The organism is Pseudomonas azadiae, from assembly GCF_019145355.1.
Lineage (GTDB): Bacteria > Pseudomonadota > Gammaproteobacteria > Pseudomonadales > Pseudomonadaceae > Aquipseudomonas > Aquipseudomonas azadiae.
In genome coordinates, this window is record NZ_JAHSTY010000002.1 from 1,548,193 (window position 1) to 1,572,833 (window position 24,641).

The following is a 24,641-nucleotide window of genomic DNA, read 5'->3' on the forward strand; positions in this document are numbered from 1 at the left end:
AGCGCTAAACGAACTGCAATACGTTGCTTACTTCTTTACGCGGTTTCTGGGGCCAGTTGGCCACACCCGGGTAGCCAACCGTGATCAACATCACCGGCACTTCTTCATCCGACAGCCCAAACTCCTTGGCCACTGCAATTTGATCGAACCCGATCATCGGCGTCGAAACCAGGCCTTGGCCCTTGGCGGCCAACATCAGGGTCATCGCGGCTAGTGAGCCAGAGCGGATGGCTTCGTCGCGCTGCAATTGAGCGTTTTCCTTGTACATGCCTTGAGCCGCACCCACCCACATGTCATAGACGGACTGGTCAATGATTCCGGCATCCAGGGTCGGCTTCAATGCATCGGGCAAAGTTAGATGCGGGTTCAGGGTGCCGCAGACAATAAACGTCACAGCGGCGTCCACGACCTTTTGCTGACCGAATGCCAATGGCAACAAGCGCGCTTTGGCTTGAGTGCTGTGTACTGCTAGGAACTTCCAGTTTTGCAGGTTGAAGGCGGACGGCGCGTGCGTAGCCAAGTCGACCAACGCGGTGATCTGAGCGATCGTCAGTGAACGTTCAGTGTCGTAGCTGTTGGCGGAGACGCGAGACTTAATAACTTCAGCGATAGCGGACATGGTGATCTCTGTGCGGGATAAGGATAGGCAGGGCACGTTAGTCACTGTTGAACCTGCGCCTTGTTTCAATTCAGCGGCTGAAACCATCGAATGGGGTCATGTAAACGGCGCCGAACGGGTCCAGGCGCTTGCGGATTTCAGCGTCGGGGGTGCCGTAGACCACCAGGCTAGTGACGGTGCACAACTCCAGGAAACGCTGGCCGAAAGGCGCAAACGTGGTGTCGACGTGGCTTACCACGGCATCGACGTTATAACGCTCAAGGATGTGCACGGTACTGTTGTCTTCGTTGACGCTGTATTCGTAAACCAGTGTGCCCGGCTCAGCCTTGGTGGCAGCAACGATTGTGGCGATCAGTGCTTTGAATTCAGCGAGCTCTGCGGGCTTGACCGCGAGGGAGAACAGGCAGGAAATATGGGGATGCATGGTGGCGGTCTCCGGCAGATGGATGACAAAAGTCTGCACGGCCACATCGCTGGGTTAGCCGATGCATGCGGTGCAGGTTGGGGCAGCGTCAGGACTTTTCGGGTGCTTCGCCGAACAGCTTGCCGGCGCCGGCCCAATCCGAGGCGGCTACGTCTTCGAAAATCACATAGATGTAATTGGCATCGGTACCGGTGTGTTTAACGATGCTTTCGGTGATATCGGCTGCAACAGCAGCTTTCTGCGCGTGTTCTTTACCTTCGAACCAGCTCACACGTACGACGGGCATGAAATATTCCTTCTAGGGCATTGACTGGGAGAGGTGCGCGAAGTGCACCGTTGTCTGACTGGAATCCATCGTACTGTTGAACACTGTGGCGATAAACGGCCTGCAACTATAATCTTGGTAGATCAAAACTCTACAATGGCGGGCTCATCATGGTACCTATCGACTCCTTTCAGGGCGTCATCACCTTCGTTGTGGCCGCGCGTTCGTCCAGCTTTACCCAGGCAGCAGATCGCTTGGGACTGTCAAAATCTGCCGTTGGCAAGGCCATTGCGCGTTTGGAAGAGCGTCTGGGCACGCAGTTGTTTCATCGCACGACGCGACGGATATCTCTCACCGCCGATGGTGAGGCCTACTTCGTCGCGTGTTCCACGGCCTTGGAGGAAATCGGCACCGCTGAAAGCGGTCTGGGGCCAGGTGGTGGTGAACCTTCTGGCCGTTTGCGGGTTGATGTCCCGGTGGCCTTCGGACGGCGGGTCGTCGCGCCACTGTTGTTTGAGATCGCCAACAAATACCCGGCGCTGCAATTGAGCCTGACGTTTTCCGATCATCTGGTGGACCCGTTCGAAGAGGGTATTGATTTGTTGGTACGGTTCGGCGAACTGCAGGACACCAGCGGCCTGGTAGCGCGACGATTGACCCGCCAACGCTGGGCCGTCTGCGCTTCCCCTGACTACCTTGCGCGCTTTGGCACCCCGCAAACGCTGGAAGAGCTGACCCAGCATCGTTGCATCGTCGGCCATCGGCGCGGCCAGCCGCTGGCGTGGCGAGTGATGCAGGCGGGTCAGACCGTCCGTTACGCCCCTCCTTCAACGCACCAGATCGGCGATGGCGAAGTCATGATTCTTGCCGCCGTGGCTGGCGCCGGCCTGTGCCAGATGCCACGCAGCCTGTTCCAGAATGACATCGAGGCCGGCAGGCTGGTCGAGGTGCTGCAAGCCTATGAGCCTGAAGCGGTCGATGTGCATGCGGTCTGGCCGAAGGTGTCGCACCTTCGTCCCAAGGTTCGGTATGTGGTCGACGAGTTGGTCAAGTTGTGCGCGCATTGGCAGTAAACGCTGTACACGCAGTCATTCGCTGAACCGATCGAACATCAGTTGTCCGAACCATTTATTTCCGGGTCCGGTTGTATTTGCTCGGCCAGAATAAGTTGATGGCGATTTTGGGAAGCAACGGAACTGGAGGGCTGGGAAGTGAATGGATCTCCATGCCCATAAAAAGCCAGAAATGATCAGTTAAACAGCCTGTCCAACGACGCCTAAAGACTCTCAGGGTCGCCAAAAAACATCTGAATCCGCGACCGCAACCACCGCTCACCCGGATCATTATCCTGCGACCCACGCCACGCCATATGCAGTTCAAAACTGCGCACCGGCAACGGCGGGTCTTCCGCTCGCAGACCTCCAGCCGAGGTCAGCGCCTGCGCTGCGTAATCCGGCACGGTCGCCAGGATATCGGTACCCGCCAGCAGTGTGCCCAGGCCGTTGAACTGCGGCACCGCCAGTACCACGTGGCGTTTGCGGCCGAGTTTTTCCAGTTCTTCATCAATAAACCCGCTCAAGTCACCGGCAAACGAAACCAATGCGTGGGGGCGGGCGCAGAAGTCGTCCAGGCTCAGGGAGCCCGGTACGCTGTCGGCGCGCAGCAGTTTGGGCAGGCTGCGGCGCAGCACTTTGCGCTTGGCGTTGGCCGGCAGGTCGGCGGTGTAGCTCACGCCGATGGAGATTTCGCCGGAGGCGAGCAGGCCGGGCATCAGGATGTAGTTGACGCGGCGCACCACCAGTACGATGCCGGGAGATTCGGCGCGCAAGCGCTTGAGCAGTGGGGGCAGCAGGGCGAATTCGACGTCGTCGGACAGGCCGATGCGGAACACGGCGGTGCTGGTGGCCGGGTCGAATTCGGCGGCGCGGCTCACGGCGGTGGAAATCGAGTCCAGGGCCGGGGAGAGCAGGGCGAAGATTTCCACCGCGCGGGCCGACGGTTCCATGCTGCGGCCGGTGCGCACGAACAGCGGGTCATCAAACAGCCCGCGCAGGCGTGACAATGCCGCGCTGATGGCCGGCTGGCCGAGGAACAGTTTCTCGGCGGCGCGGGTCACGCTGCGCTCATGCATCAAGGTTTCGAATACGATCAAGAGGTTAAGGTCGACACGACGCAGGTCGTTACGGTTCATCTTGTGTCCTGGAAGAGTCAGCTGACTTGACGAAAGCGATCATATAAGAACCCCGGAGATTCCATTTGGAAGCATGACCGGCATGAATCTTACGGGGAAAGGCTGTTACTCTGCACAGGAAAATTGAGTTTTCCTACGATACTTGAAGGCTATTCCGCAGAGGCGGAATCAATGATGGGCATGTTGACTATTAATGGCGACCGGTGGTCTTACCCGCAAAGCCCAGATAGAGTTCATGGCATTAGACGTTACTTTGACGAGGTTTGCGATGTCCCGCACGATTCGTTTTCACAAGTTTGGTCCGGCCGAGGTGCTCAAATGCGAAGAGCATGCAGCCGCGCAGCCCGCACCGGGCGAAGTGCAGGTGCGTGTCGAAGCGATTGGCATCAGCTGGTACGACATTCTGTGGCGCCAGAACCTGGCGTCGTCCCACGCTCGTTTGCCGTCCGGCCTTGGCCATGAGATGGCCGGCGTAGTCGTTGCTGTTGGCGACGGCGTGGATGACCTGGCCGTGGGCGATAAGGTGGCCAGTTTTCCGGCCGAGAGCCCCAATGATTACCCGGTGTATGGCGAGCAGATCGTCTTGCCCCGTTCGGCCCTGACCCGGTACCCGGATGTCTTGAGCCCTATCGAGGCCAGCGTGCATTTCACGCCGCTACTGATTGCCTACTTTGCGTACATGGATCTGGCGCGGGTCAAGCCCGGGCAATTTGCCCTGGTGACTGACGCCAGCCACTGCGCCGGCCCGTCCTTTGTGCAACTGGGCAAAGCCCTGGGGGTACGAGTGATTGCAGCCACCAAGGACAGCGCGGAGCGCGAATATCTGCTCTCGCTGGGTGCGGAAAAGGTCATTGTCACCGAAGAGCAGGACCTGCTGATGCAAATCAACAAGTTCACCGACAACCGCGGTGTCGACGTGGTGTTCGATGGCTTGGGTGGCCCACAAATGTCGTTGCTCGGCGATGTACTGGCACCGCGTGGCAGCCTCGTGCTGTATGGCTTGCAGGGCGGCAACCAGACGCCATTCCCAGCGTGCGCGGCGTTCCAGAAGAATATCCAGTTCTTTGTGCATTGCATCGGTAACTTCACCGGCAAACCTGAGCTTGGCATTATCCAGGACCAAGTTGCCTTGCAGCGGGCCCTGCGGGATATCAACCAACTGACAGCCGACCGCGTGCTGGTGCCGCTGAAAACCACCGTGTTCCCTTTCAGTCAATTCGTGGAAGCGCACCGCTACATGGATGAATGCCCGTGCCGCGAGCGCGTCGCGTTGCAGGTTGAAGCTGTTTAGGGTGTAGGAATGTTCTCAATCGAGCATTCCTCGCCGTTGGCGCATGGGGCAAATGCGCCATATGACAGGGCTTAACTAGAGCGCCCATCCAGTGCCTCGCTGGCACTTTACCCCCCTGAATCCTGATTTTTTCGCCGACGCCGCCCTGAATTCCAGCGCGGCGTCTTTGTGTGCATGTGATTCGGTTGTTCGCCTTTATCCATCTGCATGGGTTTTCGACAAGCTTCTGTATCTATTAATCATTATTCCAGCGCTGATAATTACACCTTCACTTTCATCTCAAGGACTGAGCAATGATCGATTGTCTGATACTTGCGCCGCGAGTGCCTGAAACTAACGTTGAGGTGTTCCCGGAGCGCCAGGTAAGCAGGCGAGCCTATGGGCTGCGTCAATACAATAAGTGGGAAAGTATGTCGTGGTTATTTGTAAGACGCTTCTTTTAATAGTCAGTTAAAGGTGTGTAAGAGCTCGTAGGAAAGATCCTAAAGCCGCGATCGGATCCATTCAGGCCCAGTAAAGCAGGGGTTTCTCAACGTTTTCGAGGCGAGGGCTCCGCACGAGGGCGGGCATGTCATTTTGTTGCGTAGTGCTAGTGTCAAGTCAAAGACGCACACGGTAGTGCACGCATGTCTTACACACGTAATAGGTCGAGCAAATACTGTCAGCAGTTGCTTGAAATTGATATTTGAACTCAGGTAATAGAATGATGAGCACTATTCACGAGCAGGCGATGACTTATGTTTACCAGCAAGTTCTGCAACGTTTGATCGGGCACTTTACCCGCGAAGAACGAACGGCACTCCAGTTGTTGGTCCAGCGAATCATTGTCGCCGCAGGAGGCATGGAGCAAGTAGGCGGATACAAAGTGCTGGTGGCGCATGGGGGCGGCGAAGTGAGCAGCTACACATTGGCACTGTTGCGTGCCGCGCAGTTAACCATTGCTGGCCGAGCCCCGCGCACCTTTCACCTGCGCGTCGCAACGTTGAGGCATGGGGGAATGACCGAGAGCACGCTCGATGGCATCAACCAGGGCTATGGCCGTCTATTTCTGCACGACGATCCAAGGGTCGAACTGCTGATGGTGGAGAATCAGGAAGTACTGCCTTTTAACCACTTGCGGCCCGCATCAATCGCTGGGCGACAAATCAGCCAGCGCAATAGTCTGATGCTGGGTCACCTGAGCTCCGGTGATTGCCGCGCCACGTTGTGCAGCGATACCTACCTGGCACTGGGGGATTTTTACCAGCGTGTCACCTGTTGGCAGGGCGGGGTGCATGCACTGGTCAGCGGTGACTCACCGCGCAAGCAAAGTCATTTTCTGGCATGGCTTAAAAACATGGCACACGGCGCGGGTATCGCAATGCCCGACGCGTGGCCGTCGTCGCTCACCGGTCTGTTCGCCCAAATGAACGACTGGAGCACAGGTTATTATCGCGACGTGTACGGCGAGCATTATGTCGAGAGTGCGAACCCCAGCAAAGCCAGCCATCGTCACCTGGCCTACATCAGCGTCGCCGATTTGATTGACGACATAGACCTGCGAACCTCGACCATGCTCACCGAGTTCATGGCCTTCGCCCATGACCCGATGGGTTTTCACTTCAGCCACCCAGGCTACTCCAGCCCCCGGCTGATGGCTCATCTGCGTGGGCTCCAGGCCGAATGCCTGCGAGACCTGACCTATGAAGAAGGAGTGCAAGGTTTTATCCAGCGGTCGGCCCGGTACCTGCCCGAAGCGTTTCTCGCGCAGGCAGGCACCCGTGAAGGGCGCATGGAATCGAGCGCCTGTGCCCAGCAGTTCTTTGGGCTGGACGAAACTCAATTGATCTGCCTGCTGTTTTCACCGTTTATTCATCATGGTGAGCGGCTGGAAGGTTATCTGCGCCAGTGCCACCCAGGCATGCTGGTTGCGCTGCCCGAGCTGCACAAGGTCCTGCAGGGCCAGCCGTGCGCCGACATGCTGCAACAATGGGCGACTGACACCAGCGGCTTGCCGTTGCCTTTGTTGCAGCACCTGTACCGCAAACGGCCCTCGGGCAACGCAAGCAACAAATTGCGCAGTGCTGGCATCTCTGCCCATGGCAGTGCGCAGGCCTGTCAATTGTCCGGGCGATGACACTGCGCGGCGAGCGGCGGGCGGATTTCGCGTATCAGGCGGTTTACCGCTACATGATCAACCTGATCAACGACGTCAGCACCGATGCGCGGGTAAAGCTGCCGTCCCTGCGGCAGTTGGCGGGGCGCTTGAACGTATCGATCTCGACGGTCCAGTACGCCTATTCGCTGCTCGAGAAGGAGGGCAGGGTCTATTCGGTGGCCAAGTCGGGTTATTACGCCTGGCCGCTGTCGGCAAACCCGATGGTGGGGGCAGGGGGGGACCTGCTCGACCGGCTCTACGCAGCGGCGCGTCGCCCAGGCATGGTGGTGCTCAGTGGGGATGATCCCTCGTTGCTGGCATCTCTGGACAGCAGCCTGTTGCGCCTGGAACGCGAGCTGGTGCGCCAATACCCGCGGCAATTGCAACCGTGGGCGCAGCCCTGCGGTGTCTGGGAACTGCGTGCAGCGCTGGCGGCGCGGTATACCTCATCGCCCACGCGCTGCTGGCACGCCGATGACGTCTACATCGGTGCCGACCTGCGGGGCGTGCTGGACATTCTCATCGAGGTTCTGGGTCTTAAGGGAACCACGGTGATTGTGGAATCACCGTGCGATTGGCTGGTTCTGCGCCTGCTTCAGGATGCCGGGGTACGCATTATCGAATTGCCGTGGACGTCCCAGGGGCGTCTGGACCTGGTGAGCCTGGATCAGTTGTTGTGCGATGAACCTGTGCACCTGGTGTTGCTGTCATCCCGATTCAGCCTGCCGGCCGGGACCGTCATGCCGACCCAGGACCGCCTGGCCCTCGCGCAAATGCTCGATCAATATGGTTGCTGGTTGCTGGAAAACGACACTTTTGGCGAATTGGGCTTCAAGGAACCGCAGGCGGCGCTGCACGAGTTGGTGAACCCTGAACGATTGATGGTGTTTTCTTCGTTCGAGAAAGTATTGGGGTCGGAAGCGCCCTATGGCTATCTGCTCTCTCGGCGTATGAGCAGCGAGTTGCAGCGTCAGTTTTTGCTGCGTTCCTTTCGCCTGTCGTCGATCCGCCAGCGCGCCATCGCCCGTCTGTATCAGAGCGGACGAATCGACCAGCACCTGCGCGCTTTGCGCCTGCTGTTGCATCAGCAGGGGGAGCAGATGTGTCAACGCCTGGACCAGCATCTGGGCGATCAAGTGGCCTTCCGGCCGCCGGTTGCCGGGGCGACGTTCTGGCTGGGTTCCACAAGACCTGTGGATATGCGCCAGGTATTCCAGCGCCTGCTCGCCCGGCAGGTGGTGATTGCACCCGGTGAGTTATTCAGCGTCAGCGGCCTGCATCAGCAATATTTGCGCCTGAGCCATACCTTTCACGGGCAGCCCGACCTGGATATTGCCCTGGCTGCGATAAGCGAAGCGCTGCATCAGGCGCAGACCGATTGAATACGCGAAGTTTCTGTTAGTTTTGTCGGATCGATAACGTCGCGCGGTAGTCGAACTCTCAGTAAACTGCCTTCACTTCCGAATTCTTCTTTGCGAGGTCCATGCATGACAATCAGTCCTTTTGCGGGCAAACCGGCGCCAGCCCAGTTGCTGGTGGATCTCCCGCGACTGGTTACGGCCTATTACACCGGCCGGCCTGATGCAGCTATCTCCACCCAACGCGTCGCTTTTGGTACCTCCGGGCACCGTGGCAGCTCGTTCGATTTGAGCTTTAACGAATGGCACGTGCTGGCCATCAGCCAAGCCATCTGCCTGTATCGCGAAGCCCAGGGTATCAACGGCCCCCTGTTTGTTGGCCTGGACACTCACGCGCTGTCCACGCCTGCCGGTGCCAGCGCCCTGGAGGTGCTGGCCGCTAACGGCGTGCACGTGATGCTGGCCGAAGGCGATGAATACACGCCGACCCCCGCCATTTCCCACGCGATCATCTGCTACAACCGTGGCCGTACCAGCGGCTTGGCCGACGGCATCGTGATCACGCCGTCGCACAACCCGCCGCAGAGTGGCGGCTACAAGTACAACCCGCCCAATGGCGGCCCGGCCGACACCCATGTGACCAAGTGGATCGAAGCCAAGGCCAATGAACTGCTGGCCGCTCAATTGGCCGGGGTCAAGCGCATGCCCCATGCTCAGGCACTCAAGGCCGCCACCACCCATCGTCATGATTACCTCAATAGCTACGTGGCAGACCTGGTCAATGTGATCGACATGGACGCCATCCGCAGCGCAGACCTGCGCCTGGGCGTAGACCCATTGGGTGGCGCAGGTGTGCGCTACTGGTCGGCGATTGCCGAGCACTACCGGTTGAACCTGGAGGTGGTGAACACTGAAGTCGACGCCACGTTCCGCTTCATGAGCGTCGACTGGGACGGCCAGATCCGCATGGACCCGTCTTCCAGCTACGCCATGCAAGGCCTCATCGGCCTCAAGGAGCGCTTTGACGTGGCCTTCGCCTGCGACCCGGACCACGACCGCCACGGCATCGTCACCCCGTCCGGTGGCCTGTTGGCGCCCAACAATTACCTGGCGGTGTCCATCGACTACCTGTTCCAGAATCGCCCCGAGTGGCGCGCCGACGCGGCCGTGGGCAAGACCGTCGTCAGCAGCGGCCTGATTGACCGCGTGGCTGCGCGTATCGGCCGTCGTCTGTACGAAGTGCCGGTGGGCTTCAAATGGTTCGCCGATGGTTTGTTCGAAGGTTCGCTGGGGTTTGGTGGCGAAGAAAGCGCCGGCGCTTCGTTCTTGCGCAAGGACGGGACCGTGTGGAGCACTGACAAGGACGGCTTGATCCCCGCGCTGCTGGCGGCGGAAATGACCTCGCGCAAAGGCCAGGACCCCAGCCAGATCTACCGCGGCCTGACCGACGCCCTGGGCGAGCCGTTCGCGATTCGTGTGGATGCCAAGGCCACCCCGGCGCAGAAAGCCTTGCTCGGCAAGTTGTCGCCCGACCAGGTGACCTCCACCGAGTTGGCCGGCGAAAGCATCCAGCAGATTCTCAGCCACGCGCCGGGCAATAACCAGGCGATCGGCGGGCTGAAGGTGATGACCGAAAACGGCTGGTTCGCCGCACGGCCATCGGGTACCGAGGACATCTACAAGATCTACGCCGAGAGCTTTATCGGTGAAGATCACCTCAAGCGGTTGGTGGAAGAGGCGCAGGTGCTGGTGGACGGTGCTATCACCCAATAACGCTGAAAGACTGTAGTGAGCGGGCTTGCCCCGCGCTGGGGGGCAAAGCCGCCCTAAAACCAGGCACCGCGTTCTGTCTGACAGACAGCGGTATTTTATTGGGGCGGCTTCGCCCCCCAGCGCGGGGCGAGCCCGCTCACTACAGGTTCAGGCGAGGTCGACCAGCACGATCTCGCTGTCTTCAAGCGCTGTTACCCGCAAGACCTGCTCATCTTCAACCGCAACACCGTCTCGAGCTTGCGCACGCACGCCATTGACGTCAATCACTCCCGTCGTCGGTACGAGGTAGGCGCGACGCCCGCTCTCCAGTCGATATTCGGCGCTTTCCCCAGCCTTCAGGTTCGCCGCCACCAAGCGTGCATCAGCGCGGATGCGCAGGCTCTCGCTGTCTCCCGCCTTGCCGCTGGCAAGGGTCACAAAGCCTTCCAGGCCGCCTTTGGGAAACGGCTTGGCGCCCCACGACGGCGGCAGACCGGCTTCGTTGGGCATAATCCAGATCTGGAAAATCTTGGTCGGTGCGCCTTCCAGGTTGTACTCGCTGTGGGCGATCCCGGTGCCCGCGCTCATCACCTGGACATCACCTGCCTCGGTGCGACCCTTGTTGCCGAGGTTATCGGCATGGCTGATCGCACCTTCACGCACATAAGTAATGATCTCCATGTCGCGATGTGAATGCTGCGGGAAGCCGGTGCCTGGCGCGATGATGTCGTCGTTCCAGACCCGCAGGTTGCCCCAGTGCATGCGCTGGGGGTCGTGATACTCGGCAAACGAGAAGTGGTGATGGGCGTCAAGCCAGCCATGATGGGCGCCGCCCAGGGAGTTGAAAGGTGGCAGTTCAAGCATGATCGTCTCCTGTGGATGGCGCCTATGATCCTGCAGCTCATGATCGATAAAAAGCGTAAAAACTGCCTGATTCCTATCAGTCTATTAGATTGGTTGCAGGCGTTTTGACTTTCAGTTCATCGCCTAACTGCATGAACGCAAAGCAATTGGCTGGAATTGAGCGTCGATTCCGGCGACCATGGCGCCTGTGTCAGCCTCACACTCATCGCAGGAGTCCGCGTGTCGCTACAACCGCCTGATTTGCCCACTGATCTTCCCATTGAGCTGCGCCCGCTGGCAGAGATGCCTTGGCTCAAGCGCCTGGCCGCACGCCTGTTTGGCCATGGCCTTACGCGTTTGCGCGCCCAGCACCGGTTTTCCTGGTTGCACGGGCAGGCCGATGGCTTTCGCAGCGGGCATGAAGCGGGCGTCGAGTACGGCTATCGCGAGGGCAAGGCCGAAGGCATCGAGGAAGGCCGGCAGGTTCTGCTGATCCGCGATTTTCGCCCGGATGAGCACCGTGCGCCGGGGGTCGACGACAATCTCTTCAACGATTGGCGCCTGCCGCTCACCGCCGAGTTGAAGAGGCGCATCAAGGCGGATGTAGCGCGCTTGCTGCCGGCCCACGCTCAGCCGAGCACGGCGCAATGGAAAATGATTTTCAGCGACACACCGTCGACCTCGGTCATTGCCGGTGCCGGGGCGGGCAAATCCACTTCGCTGGTACTGCGGATCTTGCTGCTCACCCATTACCTGGGCTTTGAGCTCAGCTCCATGACGGTGGTGACCTTCACCCGGGAGTCGCGTAAAGACTTTATCAGCAAGCTCATGGAGGTTCTTGACCTTTGGGGCCAGCCCCTCGGAGTGAAAGAGGCCCAGGCCGTGGTGCGCACCTTCCACTCGCGCATCCTGCCGATGGTACGCAGCCTGCCGGGCTTTGAGCGTCTGCAAGCGTTCGAAAACCTCAGCTCGGGCTTTGAAGACGCCGACAGCAACCCCTTTGACCTGCGCATCAACGAAGCCCAGCGCCAGCACATGAATGCCTGTTACCACCGGCTGCACGGGCACCATGCGCGCTTCCGTGAACTCATCGCGCCACTGGCGCGCCACGGGCTGCAGCTCAAGGCGTTGGAAAGGGATCATCCCGACGTCCAAAAACGCGTGGCCGTGACCGAGCTGGCCGCCAAGCGTGATGAAGAACTCTGCGATGTGATCGAGGACCTGTGGTTCCGCGCGGGTGCCTGGCCGATCAGGGGCATTGAGCCCAATCGCCAGACCGTGGAGATCAACGGCGCGCAGTTTCATTGCCATGGCTATATTCCCGAGCTGGACGCCTGGGTGGTGCTGGGCTTCGACTCGCGTGAAAACCCCCAGATCAGCCGGCCGAACGCGAAACTGTCAGTGCGTGCAGAGTGGGCTGTTAAGCGCACCTTGTTTCAAGCTTTCTGTCATAAGCCGTTGATATGGCTAGATAACTATGAATCATCAAAGCGACTGTTAAGCAGCTTGGCCGGCGATGCCGCAGCGGGGCCGGGCTTTGATTACAAGGTCAAGGGTGAATTGTCCTCGGCGCCGTTGCTGGACAGTTTCGTGATGGCGGCAGGGTTTATCGAGAACCTTGGGCTCGACGTGCCGAGCGCCGTCGGGCAAATGAGCTTCGCCAAGGACGATCCGGACCGTTTCTTCTTTGAAGCCCTGAGTATCTTCTGGAAGGCCTTGGAAGATCATCTGCTTGGCCAGTCGCCACCGATCATGACGTATAACCGCATGTTTTCGCTGTTCGGCGAAAACACCCCGGAAAACCTCAAGCTGCTCAGCGACCCGCTGTTGCGGCCGTTGTCGCACCTGATGATCGACGAATTCCAGGACGTTTCGCCGCAAATCGTCTCGTGGATCCGCGCCAGCCTGCGCGAGATCCGCAGCCGTGGTCCGGCCATGCACGTTGGGCGTGGCGCACAGCAGTCATCGCTGCTGTGCGTGGGGGATGACTGGCAGTCGATTTACGGCTGGCGCGGGAGCTCGCCCAAATACTTCATGGCCTTCAACCAAGAGTTTCCGTCACCGGCCACCACCCGCGTGATGCTGGGTGAGAACTACCGCAGCCATCAGCACATCATCGACGCGGCCGAGCACATCGTACGCGCCGCGCCGGCGATCCCTGGTAAGAAGGCCAAGGCCAGTGGGGCGCCCAAGGCGTTGGTGCCGGTCAAGGTGCTGGAACGGGCCGACGCGGCAATGGGGCAGCAATTGCTGGAGCACTATCAAAAGGGCGATTCAATTTTGATGCTTTATCGAAGAAGCAGCGATAAGTTGTTGATTCAGGAGCATATTCAGGCGGTAGTTAATGTAGATTCTAGCTTGCCGCGCGAGGCGCGCAGGCTCAAGCAGTTGACTTATCACAGTGCCAAGGGGTTGCAAGCCGACGCGGTGTTTCTGCTGGGTGATTGCCAGCATGTCACCCGCTCACCCTATAAAAACCAGGTGTACCGCATGGCGGGCCTGGGCAAGGAAGGCGACAGCGAGCCCTATGACAATGCGCAGAAGGATGAGGTGTTGCGCCTGGCGTATGTGGGCATTACCCGGGCGGTGAGCCATTGCTACTGGTATGTGGAGAAGCCTGATGGCCAGGCGGTAAATGTGCCCAGGGCGTCGGAGCGCGTGGACGGTAAAAAGGCATTTTTCGACGATCAACGCAGTTAACGATGAACACAATTCAAATGTGGGATCTCCAGTGTTTGGTAGAGAGTTGATCAAGCCCGCAATAACTGCGGCGGCACAAATGAGGCCAGCTCATCTTCCACCGCCTCGATAATGCGCTCGACATCTGCCGCATTCATCACCGTGGCACAGGGGATCCCAGCAATGGCGATCAGGGTTTCGCCGCTGGCGCGGTCGAACAGGCGCACGATCATACTGCCCGGTGCGTCCATGCTGCCCTCGAAACCCATCGGATGAAAGTGCCAGCGCATCAGCTGGCAGGCGTTGGGAAACGTCACTTTGTTCATGTTGCCCACCTTGTTCATTGAGCGCTTCCTTTAGCTCGCGGCAGGGGGGCCAGGACCGTCAATGGTCGTGGCGTCGTAGAGCTTAAAAAATAGCATTCGTTCGCAATTGGCTGGTGATTTTTTTGGCCCCGTTCGGCAGTTGTCTTGACATGGATCATGTCTTACCTGTAATTGGGCAAAAGGCCATTACCCGGTGCCGCCAACTGGCGATTGTACGCGCCGGCAAACTTCGGCAATCTCCACGGTTTGTTCGCCCCAGAGCCCGCCATGCCAGACATCGCTGCAGACGATGATGCCCAGCACTCCCAAGCCACACGCGAGCTGGTACTGCGCCACCACCTGTGCTGGCGCCATCGGGATCTGGAGGGCGTGATGTCCTACTATCACCCGCACATCCAGTACCACGATTTCTTCCAGAACCGTGTGGTCGGTTTCGCTGAGTTGCGCGAATACCTGCAGGCCAGCATGCCGCGAGAAGCGGACGAGGCGATTGAGCACACTGACCGTATCCGTGTCGACGGCGATACCGCGTTTATCCAATACCGCATTACCTTGCGGGGCGGCCAGGGCCTGGTGTCGTTTCGCACCAGCGAAGCCATCACTGTGCGCGACGGGTTGATCTGGCGGGTCAACGAGTACGCGTCCCTGGTACACGAGCGACCTGCCCAGGCCGCGCGGCCTTCGTTCAGCCGCTTGGGGCTGTCGCCCCAGCAACTGGGGCACATGGCCAACGACCTGCAGCAGTATTTTGAACGCAAACAACCCTACCTGGACCCGGAGCTGGACCTGCAGCGCGTTTCCAGGGAGTGCGGCTACAGCCGCAATCAGATTTCCTATCTGCTGAATCAGGTGCTGGGACAAAGTTTCTATCGCTACGTCAACCAGGCCAGGCTCCAGCATTTGCTGGCCGCGCTGGACAAGGCCGTGCCGCCGATAAAGATCGACGACCTGGCGTTCGCGGCCGGTTTCAACTCGCTGTCGGCGTTCTACAGCGCGTTCCGCCAGCACACCGGCCAGTCGCCCAAGGCCTACGTCAAACACATTTCCCTGCGTGCACGCGCGCAAGACAATCCCTGACCGCGCGCTCTAGGATCCACCCTATCAAAACGAGGTAGGGGAGAACCCGGCATGCCGGCATGGCGCAACATCAGCTTATGGATGGACCAGTTGGACGACCCGCTGCGCGCGCGGCCAGCCCTGGAGCATGACTTGGACGTCAACGTGGCCATCATCGGCGCCGGCTATACCGGGCTGTGGACCGCGTATTACCTGAAACGCCAGGCCCCCGAGCTGAAAGTCGCGATTATCGAAGCGCAAACCGCCGGTTTTGGCGCGTCGGGTCGCAACGGCGGCTGGTTGATGGGCAACCTGTTGGGCGAAGACCGTTTGCTGGCCGGCCTGAATCCCGAACAGCGGCGCGCCTCGTTCGACCTGTTGCACGCCATTCCCGACGAAGTGGCCCAGGTGCTGGCGCGTGAAGGCATCGATTGTGACTACCGCAAGGGGGGCGCGCTGTACTGCGCAGCCCGTTACCCCGAGCAGGAAGGCAGCCTGCGCCGCTACCTGGATAAACTCTACGCCCAGGGCCTGACCGAGGCCGACTACCGCTGGCTCAGCCCGCAGCAACTGGCCGAGCAGATCCGCATCGCCAAGCCCTACGGCGGCATTTACGCGCCACACGTCGCAACCATCAACCCCGCCAAGCTGGTGCGCGGCCTGGCACGGGTGGTTGAAGCCATGGGCGTGACGCTCTACGAAAACAGCCTGGTCACCCATTGGCAGTCCGGCGGCCTGCGCACGGCTAAGGCCAGTGTCCGCGCCGGCTGGGTGGTGCCGGCGGTGGAGGGTTATGCCACCACCTTGGCGCCACTGGGCCGTTACCAACTGCCGGTACAAAGCCTGATCGTTGCCACCGAGCCGTTGCCGGCCAGTACCTGGGATGAGATCGGCTTGTGCCATGGCCAGGCATTTGGCGAAAGCAGCCGCCAGGTAACCTACGGCCAGCGTTCGGCGGATAACCGCCTGGTGTTCGGCGCGCGTGGCGGTTATCAGTTCGCCAGCAAACTGCGCCACAACTTCGACTTGACCGACAGCGAAGTGGAACTGCGTCGCTACCTGTTCGGTGAGCTTTTCCCACAGCTCAAGAACGTAAGGATCACCCATTCCTGGGGCGGCAACCTGGGTATGTCGCGCAACTTCCGACCGCACATGCTATGCGACCACAGAACGGGTATCGCGCTGTCGGGGGGGTATGGCGGGGAGGGCGTAGGCGCTACCCACTTGGGCGGGCGCACCCTGGCCGATCTGATCCTGGGGCGTGACACCGCGCTGACCCACCAGCCCTGGGTGATCCGCGAACGCGGCCTCGAGGCGCTCAGACCCTGGGAGCCCGAGCCGTGCCGCTGGCTGGGTTACAACGCGATCATTCGCAGTTTCGTCCATGAAGACCAAGTGCTGGCCAGCCCCAACACCGCCCCTTGGCGTCGCAAGCTGGCGACCGGCGTGGCCGGGTTCATGGAAAGCTTCATGCACTGAATTGTTTCATTCACACGGAAAAAGCCATGAGCATCACTCAATTCAAAGACACGTTGAACGCCCATTTGCCGGACTCATCGCCCGTGGCGGTGCCGCTGAACGAGCCCATCGCCGTGGCCTCGACCCTGAGTGTCGAGCGCAGCGACGGCGTCGAAACCGGCATCTGGGAGTGCACCCCGGGCCGCTGGCGTCGGCAGATCAAATCCCAGGAGTTTTGCCACTTCATCCAGGGCCGCTGCACCTTCACCCCGGACGCCGGTGAAATCGTCCATATAGAAGCCGGCGATGCACTGATGTTGCCGGCCAACAGCACGGGCATCTGGGATATCCAGGAAACCGTGCGCAAGACGTACGTACTGATCCTGTAACCCTTTGATCCTTGATCGCCTGCCATAACAACAGCCCTAAAACCGCCAGGAAATCGAACCATGAAAGCCATTGCCCTGTTGCCCTTGATGTTGGTGGCCTCTATCAGCCAGGCCGTCGAGACAGTGAAGATCTACAACTGGTCGGACTATATCGCGCCGGACACCACCAGAAACTTCCAGAAAGAAACCGGTATCGGTTTCACCTACGACGTGTACGACAGCAATGAAACCCTCGACGGCAAGTTGATGACCGGGAAATCCGGCTACGACGTGGTGTTCCCGTCCAACCATTTCATGGCGCGGCAGATCCAGGGCGGCGCCTTGAAGAAGCTCGACAAGCGTCAGTTGCCCAATTGGAAAAACCTCAACCCGGTGTTGCTCAAGGCCCTGGAAAACAACGATCCGGGCAACGTCCATGGTTTCCCATACCTGTGGGGCAGCACCGGCATCGGCTACAACATCGACAAGGTCAAGGCGGTACTGGGCGACAATGCACCGGTCGACTCCTGGGACCTGATCTTCAAGCCCGAGAACATGGCCAAGTTGCAAAAATGCGGCGTGGCGATTCTCGACAACGGCCCGGAACTGCTGCCGGCCGCGCTCAACTACCTGGGCTTGCCGCACCACAGCAAAAAGACTGAGGACTACAAGAAGGCTGAAGAGCTGCTGATGAAAGTGCGACCGTATGTGGCGTACTTCCATTCCTCGAAATACACCGCAGACCTGGCCAACGGCGATATCTGCGTGGCGGTGGGCTTCTCGGGCGACATCCTGCAGGCCGAAAGCCGTGCCAGGGAAGCCAAAAACGGCGTGAACATCGGCTACAACATTCCCAAGGAAGGCGCCGCGATCTGGTTCGACATGGTCGCCATGCCCGCCGACGCGCCAAACGAAAAAGCCGGCTATGCCTTCATGAACTACCTGCTGCGCCCGGACGTGATGGCCAGCATCACCAACTACGTGCATTACGCCAATGGCAACGCCGCGGCGGACAGCCTGGTAGACCCGGCAATCAGGGCGGACACCAAGGTGTACCCAAGCCCGGAAATGATGGGCAAGTTGTTTGCCTTGGAGGCGATGCCGTTGAATGTCGACCGGGTGCGTACGCGAGTGTGGAATACCATCCGTACCGGCCGCTAGGTTAGTTCAACAGTAGTGGCTGTTTAATGTTGCCAATGCCACTGTGGCAATCTATTGGATCCATTTACCAAGTGCCCCGCTCATGTTGAGCGCTTTAGCGCTATTTAATATTTAAATATGAGCGGTTAGTTTTTTGGCGGCCGAATCGTAATACCCCAATAAATACGGTAGAAAACTTGCGCTAGTTCACCGGTCGCGGATTTTCCACCCTGGAAATAGGACTAGACGAACGATTTGTAGTTGTGTCAGTTTCATGACGCCTTCAAAAGAGGCGAGTGATAGGACGATCTCGCCCGCGGGGTTCCTATCGATCAAAGACTGATGCACTTGCACACAAGGAAGTACGTATATGTCAAAAGTAAAAGACAAGGCTATCGTGTCGGCGGCGCAAGCCAGTACCGCCTACTCGCAAATTGATAGCTTCAGCCATCTGTATGACCGCGGCGGTAACCTCACGGTCAATGGCAAACCCTCCTACACCGTTGACCAGGCAGCCACCCAGCTGCTGCGCGACGGCGCGGCGTACCGCGACTTTGACGGCAACGGCAAGATCGACCTGACCTACACCTTCCTGACCTTGGCCTCCTCGAGCACCCTGAACAAGCATGGTATCTCGGGCTTCAGCCAGTTCAGCGCGCAGCAGAAAGCACAGGCTGTACTGGCCATGCAATCCTGGGCGGACGTGGCCAAGGTCACCTTCACCGAGAAAGCCACCGGCGGCGACGGTCACATGACCTTCGGCAACTACAGCAGCGGCCAGGATGGCGCAGCAGCCTTCGCCTACCTGCCCGGCACCGGCGCAGGCTACGACGGCACTTCGTGGTACCTGACCAACAACAGCTACACGCCGAACAAGACCCCGGATCTGAACAATTATGGCCGGCAGACACTGACCCACGAAATCGGGCACACCCTGGGCCTGGCTCACCCCGGCGACTACAACGCCGGCGAGGGAGCCCCAAGCTATAAAGACGCGACCTATGGACAGGACACGCGCGGCTACAGCCTCATGAGTTACTGGAGTGAGAGCAACACCAACCAGAACTTCAGCAAAGGCGGGGTCGAAGCCTATGCCTCTGGCCCGTTGATCGACGACATCGCCGCGATCCAGAAGCTTTACGGCGCCAACTACAGCACCCGCGCTGGCGATACCACCTACGGTTTCAACTCCAATACCGGGCGTGATTTCCTCAGCGCCAGTTCCAACGCCGACAAGTTGGTGTTCTCGGTATGGGACGGTGGCGGCAATGACACCCTGGACTTCTCCGGTTTCACCCAAAACCAGAAGATCAACCTCAATGAAACCGCGTTCTCCGACGTCGGCGGCCTGGTGGGCAACGTGTCCATCGCCAAGGGCGTCACGGTCGAAAACGCCTTCGGCGGCGCGGGCAACGATCTGATCATCGGCAACAACGCGGCCAACCTGATCAAGGGCGGGGCCGGCAACGACCTGCTCTACGGCGGCGGCGGTGCCGATCAACTGTGGGGCGGCGCGGGCAGTGACACCTTTGTGTTCGGGGCCAGTTCCGATTCCAGGCCAGGGGCGGCGGACAAGATCTTTGACTTCACCTCGGGTTCGGACAAAATCGACCTCAGCGGCATCACCAAAGGCGCCGGCCTGGCCTTCGTCAACGCGTTTACCGGGCATGCCGGCGACGCGGTGCTGAGCTACGCGGCAGGCAGCAACCTGGGGACCCTGGCGGTAGACTTCTCCGGGCAAGGCGTGGCGGATTTCCTCGTCACCACCGTCGGCCAGGCAGCGGTCAGCGACATCGTCGCGTGAGACAAGGGCGCGGCGTTTCGACGTCGCGCCTTTCACGATGGAGCGTGAAGATGCAGGGTATTTTCAAAGTGATCATCTGCGCGTTGCAGGTGATGTTCGTGTCGGCAGGAGCCCACGCAATGGCGAGCAGTCTTGTATTACCGACCACGGCCCAGTTGGCTGGGCATTGGCAGTTGCACCAGAAGGACCAGGCGTGCGCCCTTGATCTGCTTGAGCCGGCCAACGCCTTGGGCGGCGACGTGGCCTGTGCCGCACGCTGGTTGGGAGAAAAACCCCTGACCTGGTCGCCCACGCCAGACGGCATCTGGCTGTTCAATGCCGAAGGCAGCGGGATCACCCACTTGAATCGCCAGGAGAACGGTGATTACCAAGCGCGCACTTCAGTCGGCACCATCGTTGAATTAAAACGAATGCCTTAGTTGTCGTTATAAGCTTATTACTGACTTTATTAGTTGTTCGGCCCTTACCACTGGCTCGGGCAACTTATGCGTGCATTTCGGTTCAAGGAAGATCAAAACATATGGCCAAGCCCGCTGCCGTCGCGCCCTTATTCAAGGCGCTGGGTGAATACAAGAGCATATTGATCAGTATTGGTTGTTTCACGGCCTTGATTAACCTGCTAATGCTGGTGCCGTCGATTTACATGCTGCAAGTGTATGACCGGGTACTGTCCTCCCAGAACGAAACCACCCTGGTGATGTTGACGCTGATGGTCGTGGGCTTCTTTGTGTTTATTGGCACCCTGGAAGTGATCCGCAGTTTTGTCGTGATCCGTATCGGCAGCCAGTTGGAGCGGCGTTTCAACCTGCGCGTGTACAAAGCCGCGTTCGAACGCAACCTGCAATGCGGGCAGGGGCATGCAGGACAATCCCTGGGCGACCTGACCCATATCCGCCAATTCATCACGGGCCCGGCGCTGTTCGCGTTTTTCGATGCGCCGTGGTTTCCCATCTACCTGTTCGTGATTTTTCTGTTCAACGTGTGGCTTGGCGTGCTGGCCACGGCCGGTGCGCTGTTGCTGATCGGCCTGGCTTGTCTTAACGAATACTTGACCAAAAAGCCCCTGGGCGAGGCCAGTGCGTTCTCCCAGCAATCGACCCAGTTGGCCACCAGCCATTTGCACAACGCCGAGACCATCCAGGCCATGGGCATGCTCGGTGCGCTGCGCAAGCGCTGGTTTGCCGTGCATGGGCAGTTCCTGGGGTTGCAGAACCAGGCCAGTGACACCGGTTCGGTGATGACCTCGTTGAGCAAATCCTTGCGCCTGTGCCTGCAATCGCTGGTGCTGGGCCTGGGCGCGTTGCTGGTGATCCGCGGCGATATGACCGCCGGGATGATGATCGCAGGTTCCATCCTGATGGGCCGGGTGCTCAGCCCCATCGACCAGTTGATTGCGGTGTGGAAACAATGGAGTTCGGCCAAGCTGGCCTATCAACGCCTGGATGAATTGCTGCGCGAATTCCCGCCGGAGGATGAGCAGATGGCCTTGCCCGCGCCCAAAGGCCAGGTGAGTTTCGAACAGGTGAGCGCGGGCCCGCCAGGGCGGCGTCTGGCGACCTTGCATCAGGTCGGCTTCACCCTTGGCGCTGGCGAAGTGCTTGGCGTACTCGGCGCCTCGGGTTCCGGAAAATCCACCTTGGCCCGTGTGTTGGTGGGCGTGTGGCCAACCCTGGCCGGAACCGTGCGTTTGGACGGCGCGGATATTCACCGTTGGGACCGCGACGACCTCGGCCCGCATATTGGCTATCTGCCCCAGGACATCGAACTCTTCAGCGGCAGCATCGCCGACAATATCGCGCGTTTTCGTGAGGCCGACCCCGAGCGCGTGGTGAAGGCTGCGCAGCAGGCCGGCGTGCATGAGCTGATCCTGCGCTTGCCCCAGGGCTACGACACCGTCTTGGGCGACAACGGCGGCGGCCTGTCCGGCGGGCAGAAGCAGCGCGTCGCCCTGGCCCGTGCGCTGTATGGCGGGCCGCGTTTGATTGTGCTGGATGAGCCCAACTCCAACCTCGACACCGTCGGCGAAGCGGCGCTGGCCCGTGCCATCGCGCAGATGAAAGCCCAGGGCAGCAGCGTGGTCCTGGTCACCCACCGTTCCTCGGCGCTGGCCCAGGCGGACAAGTTGCTGGTGCTCAACGAAGGCCGCCTGCAGGCATTCGGGCCAAGCCAGGAGGTGCTGCGCGCCTTGTCCGGCCAGCAGGAAGCGCCGAAGGACAAGGCCGGCGTCAGTTTCAGTCGTCAGTACCAAGCCGCAGGGAATCCAGGCGCATGAGCAGCATCACTGTTGAACCAGGTTTCAAAGAGCGCGAAGCACGGTTTTTTGTGCGCATGGGCTGGCTGCTGACCGTGGTCGGTGCCGGTGGTTTTTTCCTGTGGGCCGGCCTGGCGCCGCTGGACCAAGGCATTCCGGTGCAGGGCACGGTGGTGGTGTCCGGCAAGCGCAAGGCCGTGCAAACCCTCAGCCCCGGCGTGGTCAGCCGCATTCTGGTGCGCGAGGGCGAGCGGGTGAAGCAGGGCCAGCCGCTGTTTCGCCTCGACCAGACCCAGAGTCAGGCCGATGTGCACTCGCTGCAGGCCCAGTACCGCATGGCCTGGGCCAGCGTGGCGCGCTGGCAGAGCGAGCGGGACAACCAACCCGGTGTGACGTTTCCCGCCGAGCTGAGCACCCAACCTGATCCGGCATTGGCGCTCGTACTCGAAGGCCAGCGCCAACTGTTCAGCAGCCGCCGCGAAGCCTTTGCCCGCGAGCAGGCGGGCATCCGCGCGAATATCGATGGCGCCACGGCGCAGCTCAACGGCATGCGCCGCGCCCGCAGCGACCTGACCGCCCAGGCGCAATCCCTGCGCGACCAATTGAGCAACCTGCAACCGCTGGCCGACAACGGCTACATCCCGCGCAACCGGCTGATGGACTACCAGCGCCAGTTGTCCCAGGTGCAACAGGACCTGGCACAGAACACCGGCGAAAGCGGCCGGGTAGAGCAGGGCATCCTGGAGTCGCGGCTCAAGTTGCAGCAGCACCGCGAGGAATATCAGAAGGAGGTGCGCAGCCAACTGGCCGACGCGCAACTGCGTAGCCTGACCCTGGAACAGCAGCTCACTTCCGCCGGGTTCGACTTGCAGCACAGCGAAATCAACGCGCCGGCGGATGGCATCGCGGTCAACCTCGGCGTGCACACCGAGGGCGCCGTGGTGCGTGCGGGCGAAACCCTGTTGGAAATCGTGCCCCAGGACACGCGTCTGGAAGTCGAAGGGCACCTGCCGGTGCACCTGGTGGACAAGGTTGGCACGCACCTGCCGGTCGACATTCTGTTCACCGCTTTCAACCAGAGCCGCACCCCGCGGGTACCGGGCGAGGTCAGCCTGGTCTCCGCCGACCAGATGCTCGATGAAAAAACCGGCGCGCCTTACTACGTGCTGCGCACCACGGTCAGTGACGCCGCACTGGGAAAACTCCACGGCCTGGTGATCAAACCCGGCATGCCCGCCGAGATGTTCGTGCGCACCGGCGAGCGCTCGCTGCTCAATTACCTGTTCAAGCCGCTGCTCGATCGCGCCGGCTCCGCGTTGACCGAGGAATGAGCATGAAGCCCGTGTTCATTGCCTTGCTATTGACTTGCGCCAGCGCCCAAGCCGCCATGGGCCCGTTCGACGTGTACGAGCAAGCCCTGCGCAACGACCCGGTGTTCCTCGGTGCCATCAAGGAGCGCGACGCCGGCCTGGAAAACCGGACCATCGGCCGCGCCGGCCTGCTGCCCAAGCTTTCCTACAACTACAACAAGGGCCGCAACAACTCCGAGGCGCACTTGCCGGACGGGCGCGGCGGCAGCTATCGCGACGACCGCAACTACAACAGCTACGGCTCCACCTTCAGCCTGCAACAGCCGTTGTTCGACTACGAGGCCTACGCCAACTACCGCAAGGGCGTGGCCCAGGCGCTGTTTGCCGACGAAAGCTTTCGCGACAAGAGCCAGGCGCTGCTGGTGCGAGTGTTGACCTATTACACCCAGGCGCTGTTCGCCCAGGACCAGATCGACATCGCCCGTGCCAAGAAGAAGGCCTTCGAGCAGCAGTTCCAGCAGAACCGGCACCTGTTCCAGCAGGGCGAGGGCACCCGCACCGACATCCTCGAAGCCGAGTCGCGTTACGAGCTGGCCACCGCCGAGGAGATCCAGGCGCTGGATGAGCAGGACGCGTCGTTAAGAGAGCTGGGCGCGCTGATTGGCGTGCAGAGCGTCGACATCCACGATCTGGCACCGCTCAACCAGGGCTTTGCCGCGTTTACGCTGAGCCCGGCGAACTACGACAGTTGGCATCAACTGGCGATCAGCAGCAACCCCACGCTCGCGTCCCAGCGCCAGGCCCTGGAAGTGGCGCGCTATGAGGTGGAACGCAACCGCGCCGGGCATTTGCCCAAGGTCACGGCCTACGCCAGTTCGCGCCAGCAGGAATCCGACAGCGGCAATACCTACAACCAGCGCTATGACACCAACACCATTGGCGTCGAGGTGAGCGTGCCGCTGTATGCCGGTGGCGGCATTTCGGCCTCCACCCGCCAGGCCAGCCGCGCGATGGAGCAGGCCGAGTACGAACTGGAGGGCAAGACCCGCGAGACCCTGATAGAGCTGCGTCGCCAGTTCAGCGCTTGCCTGTCCGGCGTGAGCAAGCTGCGCGCTTACCAGAAGGCCCTGGCTTCGGCCGAAGCGCTGGTGGTGTCGACCCGGCAAAGCATCCTGGGCGGCGAGCGGGTCAACCTCGATGCGCTGAATGCCGAACAACAGCTGTACAGCACCCGTCGCGACCTGGCCCAGGCCCGTTACGACTATTTGATGGCCTGGACCAAATTGCATTACTACGCGGGCAACCTGCGTGAGACCGACCTGGCCAAGGTGGATGAAGCCTTCGGCCCGGAGGGAAAACGGTAGGAGCG

21 protein-coding genes are annotated in these 24,641 nt (G+C 60.3%); 15 read left to right on the top strand and 6 right to left on the bottom strand.

Going from position 1 to position 24,641, the window contains the following annotated elements; translation table 11 throughout:
* Positions 1-4 precede the first annotated feature (4 nt).
* The 3 genes from KVG91_RS23445 to KVG91_RS23455 form a co-directional block, all read right to left on the bottom strand.
* The gene (locus KVG91_RS23445; RefSeq protein WP_169378841.1) at positions 5-619 is read right to left on the bottom strand and encodes a nitroreductase family protein; all 615 of its coding nucleotides are present in this window, start codon (positions 617-619) and stop codon (positions 5-7) included.
* Between the two features lie 70 nt (positions 620-689).
* Positions 690-1,043 (bottom strand): putative quinol monooxygenase, encoded by a 354-nt coding sequence (locus KVG91_RS23450; RefSeq protein WP_169378874.1) that lies wholly within the window; start codon positions 1,041-1,043, stop codon positions 690-692.
* Between the two features lie 88 nt (positions 1,044-1,131).
* Complete coding sequence (locus KVG91_RS23455) at positions 1,132-1,329, bottom strand: tautomerase family protein (protein WP_003445639.1); 198 nt, start codon at positions 1,327-1,329, stop codon at positions 1,132-1,134.
* Positions 1,330-1,478: 149 nt separating this feature from the next.
* Here KVG91_RS23455 and KVG91_RS23460 point away from each other — a divergent pair, with 149 nt between their 5' ends.
* On the top strand, positions 1,479-2,381 hold the full coding sequence (locus tag KVG91_RS23460) for a LysR family transcriptional regulator (RefSeq protein ID WP_169378840.1): 903 nt from the start codon (positions 1,479-1,481) through the stop codon (positions 2,379-2,381).
* A gap of 203 nt (positions 2,382-2,584) precedes the next feature.
* Here KVG91_RS23460 and KVG91_RS23465 read toward each other — a convergent pair whose 3' ends face one another.
* Positions 2,585-3,499, bottom strand: a complete 915-nt coding sequence (locus tag KVG91_RS23465; RefSeq protein ID WP_076954862.1) for a LysR family transcriptional regulator — start codon at positions 3,497-3,499, stop codon at positions 2,585-2,587.
* Between the two features lie 268 nt (positions 3,500-3,767).
* Between KVG91_RS23465 and KVG91_RS23470 the strand changes: the two genes are divergently transcribed.
* The 4 genes from KVG91_RS23470 (at position 3,768) to pgm (ending at position 10,058) form a co-directional block, all read left to right on the top strand.
* Positions 3,768-4,790: a zinc-dependent alcohol dehydrogenase family protein gene (locus tag KVG91_RS23470; RefSeq protein WP_169378839.1), complete on the top strand. Its 1,023-nt coding sequence runs from the start codon at positions 3,768-3,770 to the stop codon at positions 4,788-4,790.
* Positions 4,791-5,496: 706 nt separating this feature from the next.
* Complete coding sequence (locus KVG91_RS23475; protein WP_169378838.1) at positions 5,497-6,906, top strand: hypothetical protein; 1,410 nt, start codon at positions 5,497-5,499, stop codon at positions 6,904-6,906.
* Positions 6,903-8,309 (top strand): aminotransferase-like domain-containing protein, encoded by a 1,407-nt coding sequence (locus KVG91_RS23480; RefSeq protein WP_169378837.1) that lies wholly within the window; start codon positions 6,903-6,905, stop codon positions 8,307-8,309. Before KVG91_RS23475 ends, KVG91_RS23480 begins: the two co-directional genes overlap by 4 nt.
* Before the next feature lie 105 nt (positions 8,310-8,414).
* Positions 8,415-10,058, top strand: a complete 1,644-nt coding sequence (pgm, locus tag KVG91_RS23485; protein ID WP_217894944.1) for a phosphoglucomutase (alpha-D-glucose-1,6-bisphosphate-dependent) — start codon at positions 8,415-8,417, stop codon at positions 10,056-10,058.
* Positions 10,059-10,205: 147 nt separating this feature from the next.
* Here the strand turns inward: pgm and KVG91_RS23490 are convergent, their stop codons facing one another.
* Positions 10,206-10,901: a pirin family protein gene (locus KVG91_RS23490; protein ID WP_169375323.1), complete on the bottom strand. Its 696-nt coding sequence runs from the start codon at positions 10,899-10,901 to the stop codon at positions 10,206-10,208.
* 219 nt (positions 10,902-11,120) lie between these two features.
* Between KVG91_RS23490 and KVG91_RS23495 the strand changes: the two genes are divergently transcribed.
* Positions 11,121-13,580, top strand: coding sequence for a UvrD-helicase domain-containing protein (locus KVG91_RS23495; RefSeq protein ID WP_169375324.1), 2,460 nt, complete (start codon positions 11,121-11,123; stop codon positions 13,578-13,580).
* Positions 13,581-13,630: 50 nt separating this feature from the next.
* On the opposite strand, the gene KVG91_RS23500 is transcribed toward KVG91_RS23495, so the two are convergent.
* Positions 13,631-13,903: a DUF1652 domain-containing protein gene (locus tag KVG91_RS23500; protein WP_169375325.1), complete on the bottom strand. Its 273-nt coding sequence runs from the start codon at positions 13,901-13,903 to the stop codon at positions 13,631-13,633.
* 249 nt (positions 13,904-14,152) lie between these two features.
* Between KVG91_RS23500 and KVG91_RS23505 the strand changes: the two genes are divergently transcribed.
* The 9 genes from KVG91_RS23505 (at position 14,153) to KVG91_RS23545 (ending at position 24,636) form a co-directional block, all read left to right on the top strand.
* Positions 14,153-14,962 carry a helix-turn-helix transcriptional regulator gene (locus tag KVG91_RS23505; RefSeq protein WP_169375326.1) on the top strand — a complete coding sequence of 270 codons (810 nt, stop codon included), beginning with the start codon at positions 14,153-14,155 and terminating at the stop codon, positions 14,960-14,962.
* Between the two features lie 51 nt (positions 14,963-15,013).
* Complete coding sequence (locus KVG91_RS23510; RefSeq protein WP_169375327.1) at positions 15,014-16,420, top strand: NAD(P)/FAD-dependent oxidoreductase; 1,407 nt, start codon at positions 15,014-15,016, stop codon at positions 16,418-16,420.
* Between the two features lie 26 nt (positions 16,421-16,446).
* Positions 16,447-16,788: a cupin domain-containing protein gene (locus KVG91_RS23515; RefSeq protein WP_169375328.1), complete on the top strand. Its 342-nt coding sequence runs from the start codon at positions 16,447-16,449 to the stop codon at positions 16,786-16,788.
* A 60-nt stretch (positions 16,789-16,848) separates the two neighbouring features.
* Positions 16,849-17,928, top strand: coding sequence for a polyamine ABC transporter substrate-binding protein (locus KVG91_RS23520; RefSeq protein ID WP_169375329.1), 1,080 nt, complete (start codon positions 16,849-16,851; stop codon positions 17,926-17,928).
* A gap of 349 nt (positions 17,929-18,277) precedes the next feature.
* Positions 18,278-19,711 carry a serralysin family metalloprotease gene (locus KVG91_RS23525; RefSeq protein WP_169375330.1) on the top strand — a complete coding sequence of 478 codons (1,434 nt, stop codon included), beginning with the start codon at positions 18,278-18,280 and terminating at the stop codon, positions 19,709-19,711.
* 50 nt (positions 19,712-19,761) lie between these two features.
* Complete coding sequence (locus tag KVG91_RS23530) at positions 19,762-20,130, top strand: AprI/Inh family metalloprotease inhibitor (RefSeq protein WP_169375331.1); 369 nt, start codon at positions 19,762-19,764, stop codon at positions 20,128-20,130.
* A 101-nt stretch (positions 20,131-20,231) separates the two neighbouring features.
* Positions 20,232-21,983, top strand: a complete 1,752-nt coding sequence (locus KVG91_RS23535; RefSeq protein ID WP_169375332.1) for a type I secretion system permease/ATPase — start codon at positions 20,232-20,234, stop codon at positions 21,981-21,983.
* On the top strand, positions 21,980-23,293 hold the full coding sequence (locus KVG91_RS23540; RefSeq protein WP_169375333.1) for an HlyD family type I secretion periplasmic adaptor subunit: 1,314 nt from the start codon (positions 21,980-21,982) through the stop codon (positions 23,291-23,293). Before KVG91_RS23535 ends, KVG91_RS23540 begins: the two co-directional genes overlap by 4 nt.
* A 2-nt stretch (positions 23,294-23,295) precedes the next feature.
* Positions 23,296-24,636, top strand: a complete 1,341-nt coding sequence (locus KVG91_RS23545) for a TolC family outer membrane protein (RefSeq protein WP_169375334.1) — start codon at positions 23,296-23,298, stop codon at positions 24,634-24,636.
* The last annotated feature ends 5 nt before the right edge of the window (positions 24,637-24,641 follow it).

What these genes read in the sequence shown, in the direction of transcription:
- KVG91_RS23475 (WP_169378838.1), top strand. Translation starts at nt 5,497, where the DNA reads ATGAGCACTATTCACGAGCAGGCGATGACTTATGTTTACCAGCAAGTT.
- KVG91_RS23530 (WP_169375331.1), top strand. Translation starts at nt 19,762, where the DNA reads ATGCAGGGTATTTTCAAAGTGATCATCTGCGCGTTGCAGGTGATGTTC.
- KVG91_RS23525 (WP_169375330.1), top strand. Translation starts at nt 18,278, where the DNA reads ATGTCAAAAGTAAAAGACAAGGCTATCGTGTCGGCGGCGCAAGCCAGT.
- KVG91_RS23515 (WP_169375328.1), top strand. Translation starts at nt 16,447, where the DNA reads ATGAGCATCACTCAATTCAAAGACACGTTGAACGCCCATTTGCCGGAC.
- KVG91_RS23490 (WP_169375323.1), bottom strand. Translation starts at nt 10,901, where the DNA reads ATGCTTGAACTGCCACCTTTCAACTCCCTGGGCGGCGCCCATCATGGC.
- KVG91_RS23460 (WP_169378840.1), top strand. Translation starts at nt 1,479, where the DNA reads ATGGTACCTATCGACTCCTTTCAGGGCGTCATCACCTTCGTTGTGGCC.
- KVG91_RS23450 (WP_169378874.1), bottom strand. Translation starts at nt 1,043, where the DNA reads ATGCATCCCCATATTTCCTGCCTGTTCTCCCTCGCGGTCAAGCCCGCA.
- KVG91_RS23455 (WP_003445639.1), bottom strand. Translation starts at nt 1,329, where the DNA reads ATGCCCGTCGTACGTGTGAGCTGGTTCGAAGGTAAAGAACACGCGCAG.
- KVG91_RS23470 (WP_169378839.1), top strand. Translation starts at nt 3,768, where the DNA reads ATGTCCCGCACGATTCGTTTTCACAAGTTTGGTCCGGCCGAGGTGCTC.
- KVG91_RS23540 (WP_169375333.1), top strand. Translation starts at nt 21,980, where the DNA reads ATGAGCAGCATCACTGTTGAACCAGGTTTCAAAGAGCGCGAAGCACGG.
- pgm (WP_217894944.1), top strand. Translation starts at nt 8,415, where the DNA reads ATGACAATCAGTCCTTTTGCGGGCAAACCGGCGCCAGCCCAGTTGCTG.
- KVG91_RS23510 (WP_169375327.1), top strand. Translation starts at nt 15,014, where the DNA reads ATGCCGGCATGGCGCAACATCAGCTTATGGATGGACCAGTTGGACGAC.
- KVG91_RS23445 (WP_169378841.1), bottom strand. Translation starts at nt 619, where the DNA reads ATGTCCGCTATCGCTGAAGTTATTAAGTCTCGCGTCTCCGCCAACAGC.
- KVG91_RS23480 (WP_169378837.1), top strand. Translation starts at nt 6,903, where the DNA reads ATGACACTGCGCGGCGAGCGGCGGGCGGATTTCGCGTATCAGGCGGTT.
- KVG91_RS23465 (WP_076954862.1), bottom strand. Translation starts at nt 3,499, where the DNA reads ATGAACCGTAACGACCTGCGTCGTGTCGACCTTAACCTCTTGATCGTA.
- KVG91_RS23520 (WP_169375329.1), top strand. Translation starts at nt 16,849, where the DNA reads ATGAAAGCCATTGCCCTGTTGCCCTTGATGTTGGTGGCCTCTATCAGC.
- KVG91_RS23500 (WP_169375325.1), bottom strand. Translation starts at nt 13,903, where the DNA reads ATGAACAAGGTGGGCAACATGAACAAAGTGACGTTTCCCAACGCCTGC.
- KVG91_RS23545 (WP_169375334.1), top strand. Translation starts at nt 23,296, where the DNA reads ATGAAGCCCGTGTTCATTGCCTTGCTATTGACTTGCGCCAGCGCCCAA.
- KVG91_RS23505 (WP_169375326.1), top strand. Translation starts at nt 14,153, where the DNA reads ATGCCAGACATCGCTGCAGACGATGATGCCCAGCACTCCCAAGCCACA.
- KVG91_RS23535 (WP_169375332.1), top strand. Translation starts at nt 20,232, where the DNA reads ATGGCCAAGCCCGCTGCCGTCGCGCCCTTATTCAAGGCGCTGGGTGAA.